This window comes from Bifidobacterium sp. B4079, assembly GCF_026537385.1.
Classification (GTDB): Bacteria; Actinomycetota; Actinomycetes; order Actinomycetales; family Bifidobacteriaceae; genus Bombiscardovia; species Bombiscardovia asteroides_I.
Genome location: NZ_JAFNMH010000001.1, coordinates 430,899 through 444,450 on the forward strand (window position 1 = coordinate 430,899; position 13,552 = coordinate 444,450).

The following is a 13,552-nucleotide window of genomic DNA, read 5'->3' on the forward strand; positions in this document are numbered from 1 at the left end:
TCAGCGGCGGGGTGCCGGGGTGCGCTTGGCCGTGTACATCCGGGTGTTCAGCAGGTCGGCATAGCGCTCGATGACCTTGGGCCGGATCACCTTCATGGATGGTGTCATCAGCCCGTTGTCCTGGGTGAACTCCTCGGGCAGAATGATGAATTTGCGCACCGATTCGGCCCGTGAGACGCCCTCATTGGCCCGGTCCACATACTCCTGGACTTCGGCCCGTACCACGGCGTTCTGTGCCGCCTCCTGCAGGGACATGTTGCGATCCAGCCCCTTGGATGCCAGCCAGGGCCGCAGGGCGGACTCGTTCAGGGTGACCAGGGCAGAAATGAAGGGGCGCTTGTCGCCCAGAACCAGAGCCTGGGAGACGATCTCGGAACGTTCGATGACCTCCTCAATGGGCCTGGGTGAGACGTTCTTGCCTCCGGCCGTGATGATCAGGTCCTTCTTGCGCCCGGTCAGGAAGAGGAACCCGTCTCGGGAGAGCCGCCCCAAGTCGCCTGTGGCGTACCAGCCGTCCCCAGTGAAGGAATCGCGGGTGGCCTCCTCGTTCTTGTGGTAGCTGTGGAATACGCAGACGCCCTTGATCTGCACCTCGCCGTCCGAGGCGATGCGGATGGTGAATCCCGGGAAGGGGATGCCCACCGAGCCCCTGTGGTAGGGGGTGCCCAGAGGGTTGAAGGCGCAGGGCGCAGTGGTCTCAGTCAGGCCGTAGCCCTCATAGACCGGGACATTGGAGCCGCGGAAGAACCCCAGCAGCTCCGGGTCCAGAGGAGCGCCTCCGGAGACGATCCACTTGGCCCGTCCGCCCATGACTTGGCGCAGGGAAGAGTAGACCAGCGGGTCGTAGAGGGCTCTCCGCAGGGCGCTTCGCCTGGTTGGCCAGCCCTGGCGAGAGATGTCCTCCATATAGGTGCGTGCCGCCCGAGCAGCTCCGTTAAAGATTCTGCCCTTGATACCGTGCCCGGCCTTCTGGGAGGCGGCGTTGTAGACCTTCTCGAAAACCCTGGGCACGCCGATAATGACTGTAGGCTTGGACTCCTGCAGGTCGGACAGCAGGGTTGCCAGTCCAGAGGATATGTACACGTGCATGGTTCCGTAGACGACCCCGTAGCTGATGGCCCGAGCGAAGGTGTGTGCCTGGGGCAGGAAAAGCAGGATGGATCCATCCGGGTCAAGGGTCAGATTGGGGATGAAGGCGTTCAGGTTTCTGGCCAGTTGGCAGTAATGCTCATGGGTCATCTCCACGCCCTTGGGCGCCGCCGTGGAACCCGAGGTGTAGACGATGGAGCAGAGGTCAGTCTTGTGGATGGAGTTGATCCGCTCGTCAAGCTCGGTGTCGCTGACCGACTCCCCGTAGGCCTGCAGCTCCTGCAGGGCCCCGGACTCCAGACAGGCGATCCGCTCCAGGGTAGGGCAGTCCTTGTCGGCCCCCTCGGCCTTGGCGCGCATCTCTGTGGTCTGCACCACCAGCAGCCTGGCGTCGGAGTTGTTGACGATGAATCGAATCTGCTCGGCCGAATCGGTGTCGTAGATGGTGGCAATGACCCCGCCGATGGACAGGACTGCGGCATCCACGATGTCCCACTCGTAGCTGGTCCTGCACATGAAGGCCACGGCATCGCCCTTCTTCAGCCCATAGTGCAAGAAGCCCTTGGCGGTGGTTCTGATGTCATGCAGGATCTCACGGCCGGTCCGGTAGGTCCAGCTGCCGTTCTCTACGAAGTGCAGAACCGGCTGGTCGGGGGTGCGGCGGGCCCGGTCGGCGTAGATGTCATAGACAGTCATGTCGTCTGGCACCGGTCCCATGCCGGCGGTGGTGGCCGAAAGCAGCCCCGAGGCTGGATCCATGCGCGTGGTGGTGGCGTAGTCGGCCGACCAGAAATGCGTGTTGGGCAGGGCGAGTGACTCCTCGGCGGCCCGGGGGGAGGCCTGTGACGGATCCCCATTCTCCTCGCCAGTCGGTCCCTCCCCATGACCCACTTGGTGTGCCATAAAAGATTTGGCCGATGCTAGTAACGACACGTTGTCTCCTTCAATAATCGCGGGATATGTCCAGAATAGCCGCCTACTTGGAAAAGGGCAGGCTGGGTGCTAAAGTACACATGTTGCTTTGGCGAGGGAGGATTCATGGCCTCCGTTATCGACTCGGCTGGATCATCGGCGGCCTTTCCTTATGGGCGGTCCGGAATCCGACGCGGCGATGCGCCAGGACCGGCCCAGGTCGGTCTTGAGGAACCACTCAAGGAAGGAAGCCAGCATGGCTAACACAATTAAGCTCGATGGCGAAGTCCGCGACAAATTCGGCAAGGGAGCGGCACGCCGCATGCGCGTGGCCCAGCAGATTCCCGCCACCATCTACGCCGGCGGCGCCCAGCCCGACTACATCAAGCTGCCCATGCGCGAGACCACTCTGGCCCTGCGTCGCGCCAACGCCCTCTTCTCCATCAGCTTCGGCGGACAGACCAAGACGGCCGTGGTCAAGGACGTGCAGCGCAACCCGGTCAAGCGCCAGGTGGAGCACATCGACTTCTATGAGGTCCGCGCCGGCGAGAAGGTCACCGTGGAGGTGCCTGTCTTCGTCAGCGGCGAGACCAAGGGCGCCGCCGTGGCGCTGGTCGACACCCAGAACCTGCAGGTCAGGGCTGACGTGTCCAACCTGCCCGAGCGCATCGACATCAGCGTGGAGGGCCTGTCCGAGGGCGACAAGATCCTGGCAAAGGACGTCAAGCTGCCCGAGGGCTCCGAGCTGGTCATCGACGATATGGAGGATTCCATCGTCTCAGTCGAGATCCCCAAGGAGGAGAGCCTGGAGACCCCCTCCGAGGAGACCGAACAGGCCGATGCGGAAGCTGCTCCGGAGGCCGACGCCCAGGGCGAGTGAACCCAGAGTTCCGTTCTATAAGGCCGTGGGATCATCACGATCCTGCGGCCTTTTTGTCTGAGACGGTCACTATGCGAAATGCGCCGGACAGGTTTGGGTCTGCCTATGCGATAGTTCGGGTACCGGGCATCGCCATAAGCATCGCACCCGAGCAACCAGATACAGCAGCAAGAAGAAGTGGTAGATAATGGCAGAGCAATCACATCACGACCCGAAGGCACTCAATGAGTTGGCGGACGCTTTCCAGGTCATTCCCAACGATCATCCAGCCTCTGACGAGGAACGTGCCCGGCTGATTGACAAGCCCGCCTTCGGCCAGCTTTTCTCAGACAACATGGCCCACATGGGATGGACCTCGAATGACGGCTGGAAGGATCGCAGGGTTGAGCCCTACGGGCCGCTGAGCCTTGATCCAGGTGCCTCGGTGCTTCACTATGCCCAGGAGGCCTTCGAGGGGCTCAAGGCCTACTACCACGACGATGGTTCTATCTGGCTCTTTCGGCCCGATGCCAACGCCCAGCGCTTCTACAACTCAGCCAAGCGCCTGGCCCTGCCTCCGCTCGAGCCCAATGACTTCCTAGGATCGGTCGCGGCCCTGGTCCGCCGTGACGCAGACTGGGTGCCCAAGCGGCGCGAGTACACGCTCTATATGCGCCCCTATATGTTCGCCTCCGAGCCCTTCCTGGGCGTGCGCGCTCCGCATGCGGTGGACTATTGCGTCATCGCCTCGCCCTCGGGACCATACTTCGCCGGCGGTGTCAAGCCGGTCAGCATCTGGGTGGAGGACAAGTGGTTCCGCACCGGCCCCGGCGGCACAGGTTTTGCCAAGTGCGGCGGCAACTATGCGGCCTCCCTGCTGGGTGAGAACCGCGGTGCCGAGCACGGCTGCGAGCAGGTCTGCTTCGTCGATGCGGCCACCAAGACCTACCTGGAGGAGCTGGGCGGCATGAACATGTTCACCGTCCACAAGGACGGACACCTGGAGACCCCCAGCCTGACCGGAACCATTCTGCCCGGCGTCACTCGCAACTCCCTGATCGCTCTGGCACAGGACAACGGCAGGGAAGTGACGGAAACCATGATCCGTCTGGACACCCTGCTGGATGACATCCGCTCGGGCGAGGTCACCGAGGTGTTCGCCTGCGGGACTGCTGCCATCATCACCCCGATCGGGCGCTTCAAGTCCGAGAACTTCGACGTTCAGGTGGCCGACGGAGGCTCGGGCGAGGTCACCATGGACTTGCGCAACGAGCTCCTGGGCATCCAGCTGGGCGAGATCGAGGATCCGCACGACTGGATGTGGAAGGTCTGCTGAACGCTGAACCCATGCCTGCCTGGCAGGTCTTAAGAGGAAGGCGGCGCAGGGCGACATTTCGCCCTGCGCCGCCTTCCGTTATCTTTGTGGCCTTGCGCACATCATCGGCCTGTTCAGCTGTGGGGTTGGCTAATCTATAGACAGACTTGAGTGCGGGACGATTCCGGGAGGAGAAGCGCGGGATGAAGACGGCCTTGGAGGGGAACCTCATCTTCATGGTCATCGAGTACCTGGGCATCTTCAGCTGCGGGCTTTCGGGCGGTCTGGCTGCCGTGCGCAAGGGTTACGACATCATCGCCATCCTTTTGGTTTCATGGATCAGCGCTCTGGGCGGCGGAGTGGTCCGTGATGTCCTGCTGGGCCAGGTGCCCCCCAGCGGCATCACCGACAAGGGCTCGGTCATCGTCACCCTGGCATCAGGCCTGGTGGTGGCTGTCGCCCATCCCGAGATCAGCAGGATGACCTGGTCCATGCTGGTCACCGATGCCATGGCGCTGGGATCCTTCGCCGTCAACGGGACCGCCAAGGCACTGATGTGCGGAACCGGCGGCATGACAGCCATCTTCATGGGCATGGCCACGGCCCTGGTCGGGGGGCTCCTTCGGGACATCCTTCTCAACCAGGTGCCTGCAGTCATCCAGGACCAGCACTGGTACGCGCTGCCTTCCCTGATCGGCTGCTTGCTGACCCTGGCCTCCGCGCGCGCCCGGCAGCATGGGCTATATCCGGTCCGGGTCGACATGGCTCTGGACCTGGCCATCGTGGCCCTGGTGGTCGTCCTGCGCATCATCTCGGTAAAATTCGACATCCTGGTGCCTGGGGCAATGGACCGGCGCTCGGCCCGGCTGCTGCTCAACGATGCCCAGCTGACCAGGGCCATCCGGCATCTGATGCGCGGCCGGTCGGACATCAGCGTCACCATCCAGCACGACGACGAGGATGCCAACGAGAATTCAAAAGGGGAGCCGGGCGTCAAAAAGGGCCGGTGATCCAAGCGCTTGGATCACCGGCCCTTGTGGGGCGCTTCAGAGGGCGTTGACGGCGTTGGCCAGACCGGACTTGCGGTTGGCGGCCTGATTGCGGTGGATTACACCCTTGCCGGCGGCCTTGTCCAGACGGCGGGCGGCCACCTGGTAGGCAGCCTGAGCGGCCTCCTTGTCACCGGCATCCACGGCCTTGCGCACGGAACGCACGGAGGTCTTGATCGCGCTCTTGACCTCCTTGTTGCGCAGGTGCGCCTTTTCGTTGGTAATGACCCGCTTCTTCTGCGACTTGATGTTTGCCAATGTTGCTCCAAACGATGAATGTATCTGTACAGACAAACCACCATACTAGCACCTGACCGCGAGAAGAATCCTTTTGGAGCGGGCGCTTCGGCCCAGGGCATCGTCTAGAATCGTTAGACCAGACGTACGTGAGGAGAGCAGACCGGTGCAGGAAGCCAAGAACCAACCAGGATTCACCGACCAATCGCTGATCCGCAACTTCTGCATCATCGCCCACATCGATCACGGCAAATCCACGGTGGCCGACCGGATCCTGCAGCTGAGCGGGATTGTGCCCAAGCGCGAGATGCACGATCGGTTCCTGGACAGGATGGACATCGAACAGGAGCGCGGCATCACCATCAAGTCCCAGGCCGTTCGCCTGCCCTGGGTCAAGGATGGCGTCGAATACACCCTGGGCATGATTGACACCCCTGGCCATGTGGACTTCACCTACGAGGTCTCCCGGGCACTGGAGGCCTGCGAGGGCGCGGTTCTGCTGGTGGACGCCACCCAGGGCATCGAGGCGCAGACCCTCTCCAACCTGTATATGGCCCTGGAGGATGACCTGACCATCATCCCCGTCCTCAACAAGATCGACCTGCCTTCGGCCGAGCCGGACAAGCACGCCGAGGAGATCGCCAATCTGATCGGCTGCTCCACGGACGAGGTGCTCCGGGTGTCCGGCAAAACCGGCCAGGGGATCCGCGAGCTGGTGGATCGGATCGTGGACCAGGTGCCGGCCCCCAAAGGGGATCCCAAGGCCCCAGCCCGCGCCCTCATCTTCGACTCGGTCTACGACTCCTACCGGGGAATCGTCACCTACATAAGAATGGTGGACGGCGAACTCAAGGAGCGTCAGAAGATCCGCATGATGGGCCGGGGGACCGTGCACGACCCCATCGAACTGGGCGTGATCAGCCCCGATATGACCCCCACGAAGGCCCTGGGGGCCGGGGAGGTCGGCTACGTGATCACAGGCGTCAAGGACGTCAGCCAGTCCAAGGTGGGCGACACCGTCACCACCGAGTCCAACCCGGCCAAGGAGCCCTTGCCTGGCTATCAGGACCCCCAGCCCATGGTTTATTCCGGGCTCTTCCCCATCGACAACGCCCAGTTCCCCGAGCTGCGCGACGCCCTGGACAAGCTCAAGCTCAACGATGCCGCCCTGGTCTACGAGCCGGAGACCTCTGTGGCCCTTGGCTTCGGCTTCCGCTGCGGCTTCCTGGGGCTTCTGCACATGGAGATCGTCACCGAGCGCCTGAGCAGGGAGTTCGGCATGGATCTGATCGCCACGGCCCCCAACGTCACCTACCAGGTGACTATGGAGGACGGCAGCGAGCACACGGTGACCAACCCCAGCGAGTTCCCCGATGGCAAGGTTCGCCAGATTCTGGAGCCCGTGGTCAGCGCCGACATCATCACTCCTAAGGAGTTCATCGGACCGGTCATGGAGCTCTGCCAGGACCATCGCGGGCAGATGGGAACCATGGAGTACCTGAGCCCTGAGCGCGTCGAGATGCACTACCGTATGCCCCTGGCCGAGATCGTCTTCGACTTCTTCGACCAGCTGAAGAGCCGGACCAAGGGCTACGCCAGCCTGGACTACCAGCCCGACGGCACTCAGTCCGCCGACCTGGTCAAGGTGGATATCCTCATCCAGGGGGAGAAGATCGATGCCTTCTCGGCCATCGTCCACAAGGACAAGGCCTACGCCTACGGGGTGATGATGACCAAGAAACTGCGCAAGCTGATTCCGCGTCAGCAGTTCGAGATCCCCATCCAAGCGGCCATAGGGTCGCGGATTATCGCTCGCGAGACCATCAGCGCCCTGCGCAAGGACGTGCTGGCCAAGTGCTACGGGGGCGACATCACCCGCAAGCGCAAGCTGCTCGAGAAGCAGAAGGCCGGCAAGAAGCGCATGAAGATGCTGGGACATGTCGAAGTGCCCCAGGAGGCCTTCATCGCCGCCCTGAGCACGGGCCAGGCCCAGGATCGGGACACCAAGGACAAGATCCGGGCTGCCGCCAAGAAGGAGGGCTGAACGGGTGGGATCCTACCAAGTCTACATCCATGTGCCCTTCTGCATGCGCCGCTGCGGATACTGTGACTTCAACACCTACACGGCCCGGGACCTGGGCGGGGGCGCCAGCCGCGAGCACTACGCCGACCTGGCCATTCAGGAGATGCGCATGGTCCGCGCCTGGCAGACTTCCCGGGGCCTGATAGAGCCGCCCGTGTCCACCATCTTCTTCGGCGGCGGAACGCCCACCATTCTGCCTGCCCAGGATCTGGTGCGCATGGTCGAGTCCGTGGCCGACCTCTGGGGGTTGACCCCGGGGGCCGAAATCACCACCGAGGCCAACCCTGACACCGTGGATCGGGCCTACCTGGAGCAGCTGCTCCAGGGGGGCATCAACCGGGTCTCCTTTGGTATGCAGTCAGCAGTGCCCAGCGTCCTGGCCACCCTGGACCGCACTCATACCCCGGCCAATGTGGCCACCGATGTAGCCGCCGCCAGGGATTTGGGTCTCAGGGCCAGCGTGGATCTGATCTACGGGACGCCGGGGGAGCGGCTTGAGGATTGGCGGACCAGCCTGCAGGCTGCCCTGGACCTGGGCGTGGACCATGTCTCCGCCTATGCCCTGACCCTGGAACCCACCACCAAGATGGGTCGTGCTGTGCGCCGGGGCCAACTGCCCGCCCCCGATGACGATGACGAGGCGGCCAAGTACGAGATGGCCGACGACATGCTCTCCCAGGCAGGCCTTGACTGGTACGAGATCTCCAACTGGGCCCGCCCCGGCCAGGAGAGCCGCCACAACCTGGGCTACTGGCACAACGTGGACTGGGCTGGCATCGGGCCCGGCGCTCACTCCCACTATCGTGCTCTGGAAGGCCAGGTCACGGGCATGGCACCGGTGGAAGCAACCCGGGAGCAGGAGCCCATGCCCTCCGTTTCGCCCGGGTTCAGAGCCACAGGAACGTCAACAGCGCAAGAGGCCCTTTCCATGGCACACTGGTGGCTTTCGCCGGAGCCCGGCCTGGAGGAGCGGCGTGCCCGGGCTATTCGCTCCTGGGACATCGCCCACCCCAGGGACTGGGCAGCCGCCATGGATGCCGGACAAGTGCCCTGGCAGGATGCCGAGCTTCTGGGCTGGAGGCAGGACCTGGAGGAAACGGTCATGCTGGCCCTGCGCCTGCCTGAAGGCCTAGGAATGGATCGGCTGACCAGACAGGCGGGTCGTCCGGCCGACCCGAAGATTCTTAAGGTTTTGGTCAACCAGGGACTCCTGCATCCCGTGAGCGACAGGATCCAGGTGACCCGCCGGGGCCGCCTGCTCAATGATCTGGTCATCGATCAGGTCCTGGAGGCAGTAGGAATTCGTTAGACGCTGCGGAACGTTACACGGATGTCACCTGTGAATGCATTATTGTGTTTATTCACCAATGACCAGGCTCTTCAAGGGTGGAGCATGCCGGCCCCGCCCGCGTCCCACGAATGAGGTGATTGCGGTGTCATTCACGGCCCCCCTCGATCTGCATGTCCACGGCCCGCAAGGGCTCTATGACCCTGATACGGAACACGATGCCTGCGGTTTCGGCATGGTGGCCACCCTCAACCGACAGGACGAAAGACTGATTGTTGAGCAGGGCATCCGCGTCCTGGTCAACCTGGACCACAGAGGGGCCGTGGGAGCCGAGCCCAACACCGGCGATGGGGCCGGCATCATGCTCTCCATGCCTGACGAGTTCATGCGCACCCGTGTCTACCAGGATCTGCCTGAAGCCGGCCGCTATCTGGCGGGCATGGCCTTTCTGGACAGGGATCCGGCACAGGCTGCCAGCCAGGAGGAGGCCATCGCATCGATTGCAGGCCAGGAGGGACTGCGTGTCCTGGCCTGGCGGGCAGTGCCCTCCGACCCGGGCGGACTGGGTCTGCAGGCTCTGGCCTCCATGCCGCGATTCCTTATGCCCATCATGTGCGACGCCGGCCCTCAGGGCCGAGGAGGACTGGACCTGGAGCGGCTGGGGTACCGGGTCCGCAAGCGTGCCGAGCACGAGCTGGGCGTCTACTTCGCCTCCCTGTCTTGCCGGACCATCACCTACAAAGGCATGCTGACCGCCAAGCAGCTGCAGGGCTTCTTCCCCGACTTGAGCGATCCGGCCATGAAGGCCCGCCTGGCCATCGTCCACTCCCGCTTCTCCACCAACACCTTCCCCTCCTGGCCCCTGGCCCAGCCCTTCCGGATGATCGCCCACAACGGGGAGATCAACACCATCCAGGGCAACCGCAACTGGATGTCGGCCCGCGAGGGAAAGCTGAGCTCGGAGCTCTTGGGCGACATGGCCCAGCTGCTGCCGGTCAATACGCCTGGCGCCTCAGACTCGGGCACCTTCGACGAGACCCTGGAGCTGCTTCACCTGGCCGGACGGTCCCTGCCCCATGCAGTCTCCATGATGATGCCTCCGGCCTGGCAGCAGGATCCGGACATGGACCCGGACCTGAAGGCCTTCTACCAGTACAACGACACACTGATTGAGCCCTGGGACGGACCGGCGGCCATCGTCTTCACCGACGGAACCCTGGTGGGCGCCCAGCTGGACCGCAATGGCCTGCGTCCGGGCCGCTGGCAGCTGACCGAGGACGGCCACCTGGTCCTGGCCTCGGAGGCCGGCGTCCTGGAGGATACGCCCCAGGGATCCATCGTCGTCAAGGGCAGGCTGGAGCCGGGACACATGTTCCTGGCGGACACCAAAGAGGGCCGGATAGTGCCCGACAATGAGATCAAACACCAGCTGGCCGGTCTGCACCCCTACAGGAAGTGGGTTTCCGAGCGGACTGTCCGTCTGGACGACCTTCCCGAGCGCGAGCATGTCAATTACTCGCGCATCTCGGTTCACCGCAGGCAGCAGGCTTTCGGCTACACCCGGGAGGACCTGACCATGCTGCTGGGGCCCATGGCCGAAAGCGGCGGCGAGCCCATCGGGTCCATGGGCAATGACGCGCCCATCGCCGTGCTCTCATGCCGGTCCCGCTTGCTCTTCGACTACTTCACCCAGAAATTCGCCCAGGTCACCAACCCGCCTCTGGACTGGGAGCGCGAGGAGCTGGTGACCAGCATCGCCTCAGCCATCGGCCCTGAGCCCAACCTTTTGGAGGACACCCCCGAGCACGCCTGGAAAATCCACGTCGACCTGCCTGTGGTGGACTCCGTGCAGATGGCACAGATCAAGCGCCTGGACCGGGCGCCAGTCCTGGAAGGCCGTTTCCGCCCCCGTCTGATCCGCGGCCTCTACCAAGTGGCCGGAGGCGGCAAGGCCCTCGAGGAGCGTCTGGAAGCCATCGAAAGGGAGGTGGACCAGGCCATCGAGGAGGGCTGCAATGTGCTTGTCCTGTCAGACAGGGACTCCAACCACATCTGGGGACCCATACCCTCCCTGCTGCTGACTGGGGCAGTCCAGCACCATCTGCTTCGTCAGCATACCCGCACGCAGGTCTCTTTGGCAGTGGAGGCCGGCGATGTGCGCGAGGTCCACCATGTGGCCCTGCTGATCGCTTACGGCGCCGCCTGCGTCAACCCCTACCTGGCCCTGGAGTCCGTGGAGAACCTGGCCAACAGCGGCGACCTGCATGTGGACGCCAAAAAGGCCTCTGCCAACCTGGTCAGGGCCCTGAGCACCGGGGTCCTGAAAATCATGAGCAAGATGGGCGTGAGCACCATTATGTCCTACCGTGGCTCCCAGCTCTTCGAGGCCGTCGGGCTGAGCCGTGAGGTCATTGACCGCTGGTTCACCGGCACCACCTCCCTGGTGGGCGGCATAGGCCTGGATGAGATAGCTGCCGAGGTGGCCCAGCGCCACCGGGTGGCCTACCCCATCGAGTGGACCGCCGGATCCGGGCATGATCTGGAGACAGGCGGCAACTACCACTGGCGGCGCACCGGCGAGGACCATCTGAACGACCCCGAATCCATCTTTCTGCTCCAGCAGTCCACCAAGCGCGGGGACTACGGGCTCTTCAGGGCCTACACCGACCATGTGAACGCGGCGGCCAAGCGGGGCATGACCCTGCGTGGCCTCATGGAGCTGCACTCCGGCAGGGCACCCATACCCCTGGACCAGGTGGAGCCCGCCGAGTCCATCGTCACCCGCTTCTCCACCGGCGCCATGAGCTATGGGTCCATTTCCCAGGAGGCTCATGAGACCATGGCCCTGGCCATGAATCGGCTGGGGGCCAGGTCCAACTCGGGCGAGGGCGGCGAGTCTCCGGACCGGATTGCAGACCCTGCCAGGACCAGCCGCATCAAGCAGGTGGCCTCGGCTCGGTTCGGGGTGACCAGCGACTACCTGGTCTCGGCCGCCGACTTGCAGATCAAGCTGGCCCAGGGAGCCAAGCCGGGTGAAGGCGGACACCTTCCCGGCGCCAAGGTCCCGCCCTGGATAGCCCAGGTCAGGCGCTCCACACCCGGGGTCGAGCTCATCTCGCCTCCTCCCCACCATGACATCTACTCCATCGAGGACCTCAAGCAGCTCATCCACGACCTGAAGATGGCCAACCCTCGAGCCCGCATCCATGTCAAGCTGGTCTCCGAGCACGGGGTGGGAACCGTGGCCGCAGGCGTGGCCAAGTGCCATGCCGACGTGGTCCTCATCTCCGGCCAGGACGGCGGCACGGGAGCGGCGCCCCTCAATGCCATCAAGCACGCGGGAACCCCCTGGGAGCTGGGCCTGGCCGAGACCCAGCAGACCCTGGTCATGAACGACCTGCGCTCGCGGATCGTGGTCCAGTGCGACGGTGAGCTCAAGACCGGCCGCGATGTGGTCATAGCAGCGCTGCTGGGGGCCGAGGAGTTCGGCTTCGCCACCACGGCGCTGCAGGTGGAGGGTTGCGTCATGATGAGGGCCTGTCACAAGAACACCTGCCCCCAGGGCATTGCCACCCAGGATCCGGAGCTGCGTTCGCGCTTCACCGGTCGGCCCGAGGACCTGGTCAACTTCTTTATGTTCATGGCCCGCCAAGTGCGGGAGATCCTGGCATCCCTGGGCTTCACCAGCCTGGAGGAGGCGGTCGGCCACGTGGAGTGCCTGCGCCGGGACACCTCTGTGCACGCCTGGAAAAGCCAGGGCATCAACCTGGACGCCATCCTGCGCAAGCCGGGCCCCACCCCAGGCACTGTGCTGCATCACACCCAGGCTCAGGATCACGAACTGGACAAGTCCCTGGATGTGGACTTGATCAATCAGGCCGTCGACGCCTTGGATGAGGGTCGGCCGGTGGCCGTCAAGGGAACCGTGCGCAACGTCAACCGGAGCGTGGGCACCATGCTGGGCTATAGGATCACTCGCAAATACGGGGCAGCCGGCCTGCCGCGGAACACCGTGGACATCACGCTGACAGGTTCTGCCGGACAGTCCCTGGGCGCCTTCATCCCCCGTGGCGAGACCATCCGGGTGATCGGCGAGGCTAACGACTATGCAGGCAAGGGCCTGTCCGGCGGTCGTCTGGTCCTCCACGCTGCCCAGGGAGTTCGCTTCGATCCGCACCAAACCGTCATCTGCGGCAATGTGGCAGGATTCGGTGCCACCTCAGGCGATATGTTCGTAGCTGGACGGGCCGGGGAGCGCTTTGCCGTGCGCAACGGGGGCGGCCGCTTCGTGGTCGAGGGCCTGGGCGACCACGGCTGCGAGTATATGACCGGCGGCCTGGTAGTGGTTCTGGGTTCCACTGGACGCAACTTCGGCGCTGGCTTCTCGGGAGGGGATGTCTACCTGCTGGATATGGATGCCTCACGGCTCAATCCTGAAGCCTGGAATGACGGCTCCCTGCTGGCCCTGGAGCCCGACCGGGACCAGGCGGCCATGCTCAGAGATCTCGTCGCCGAGCATGTCCGGCTGACCGGATCAAAGGCTGCGGCCGCCCTGATGGAGGACTGGCCAAGCGCGCTGGCTCGGTTCACCCATCTGGTTCCCCGCCGTTATCTGGCCATGAAGAAGGCCATGGAAGAGGCCGAGCGCGAGCAGGTGGACTTCAACGCGCCCGGCGTCTGGGACGCCACCTACGCCCAGGTCATGGAAGGAGCGCACTGA

General features: G+C 64.0%; 8 protein-coding genes. 6 read left to right on the forward strand and 2 right to left on the reverse strand.

Features of this window, described 5'->3' with window-relative positions:
• Entirely contained in the window at positions 1 to 1,992 is a 1,992-nt protein-coding gene (locus J3T95_RS01835; protein WP_267457939.1) for an AMP-dependent synthetase/ligase, read from the reverse strand.
• A 265-nt stretch (positions 1,993 to 2,257) separates the two neighbouring features.
• Between J3T95_RS01835 and J3T95_RS01840 the strand changes: the two genes are divergently transcribed.
• The 3 genes from J3T95_RS01840 to J3T95_RS01850 all read left to right on the forward strand — a co-directional run bounded on the left by J3T95_RS01840 (position 2,258) and on the right by J3T95_RS01850 (position 5,185).
• Positions 2,258 to 2,881 carry a 50S ribosomal protein L25/general stress protein Ctc gene (locus J3T95_RS01840; RefSeq protein ID WP_267399895.1) on the forward strand — a complete coding sequence of 208 codons (624 nt, stop codon included), beginning with the start codon at positions 2,258 to 2,260 and terminating at the stop codon, positions 2,879 to 2,881.
• A 187-nt stretch (positions 2,882 to 3,068) separates the two neighbouring features.
• Positions 3,069 to 4,196, forward strand: a complete 1,128-nt coding sequence (locus J3T95_RS01845) for a branched-chain amino acid aminotransferase (RefSeq protein WP_267450202.1) — start codon at positions 3,069 to 3,071, stop codon at positions 4,194 to 4,196.
• A 182-nt stretch (positions 4,197 to 4,378) separates the two neighbouring features.
• Positions 4,379 to 5,185, forward strand: coding sequence for a trimeric intracellular cation channel family protein (locus J3T95_RS01850; protein WP_267450203.1), 807 nt, complete (start codon positions 4,379 to 4,381; stop codon positions 5,183 to 5,185).
• A 36-nt stretch (positions 5,186 to 5,221) separates the two neighbouring features.
• On the opposite strand, the gene rpsT is transcribed toward J3T95_RS01850, so the two are convergent.
• Complete coding sequence (gene rpsT, locus J3T95_RS01855) at positions 5,222 to 5,482, reverse strand: 30S ribosomal protein S20 (RefSeq protein WP_015021872.1); 261 nt, start codon at positions 5,480 to 5,482, stop codon at positions 5,222 to 5,224.
• 145 nt (positions 5,483 to 5,627) lie between these two features.
• On the opposite strand from rpsT, the gene lepA reads away from it, so the two are divergent.
• From lepA to gltB, 3 genes are all read left to right on the forward strand, one after another.
• On the forward strand, positions 5,628 to 7,505 hold the full coding sequence (gene lepA, locus J3T95_RS01860; RefSeq protein ID WP_267399898.1) for a translation elongation factor 4: 1,878 nt from the start codon (positions 5,628 to 5,630) through the stop codon (positions 7,503 to 7,505).
• 4 nt (positions 7,506 to 7,509) lie between these two features.
• Positions 7,510 to 8,853 carry a radical SAM family heme chaperone HemW gene (hemW, locus tag J3T95_RS01865; RefSeq protein ID WP_267450204.1) on the forward strand — a complete coding sequence of 448 codons (1,344 nt, stop codon included), beginning with the start codon at positions 7,510 to 7,512 and terminating at the stop codon, positions 8,851 to 8,853.
• Between the two features lie 124 nt (positions 8,854 to 8,977).
• Positions 8,978 to 13,552, forward strand: a complete 4,575-nt coding sequence (gene gltB, locus J3T95_RS01870; protein WP_267450205.1) for a glutamate synthase large subunit — start codon at positions 8,978 to 8,980, stop codon at positions 13,550 to 13,552.

Coding starts and splice junctions, on each gene's coding strand:
- J3T95_RS01835 (WP_267457939.1), bottom strand. CDS start 1,992: ATGGCACACCAAGTGGGTCATGGGGAGGGACCGACTGGCGAGGAGAAT.
- J3T95_RS01840 (WP_267399895.1), top strand. CDS start 2,258: ATGGCTAACACAATTAAGCTCGATGGCGAAGTCCGCGACAAATTCGGC.
- J3T95_RS01845 (WP_267450202.1), top strand. CDS start 3,069: ATGGCAGAGCAATCACATCACGACCCGAAGGCACTCAATGAGTTGGCG.
- J3T95_RS01850 (WP_267450203.1), top strand. CDS start 4,379: ATGAAGACGGCCTTGGAGGGGAACCTCATCTTCATGGTCATCGAGTAC.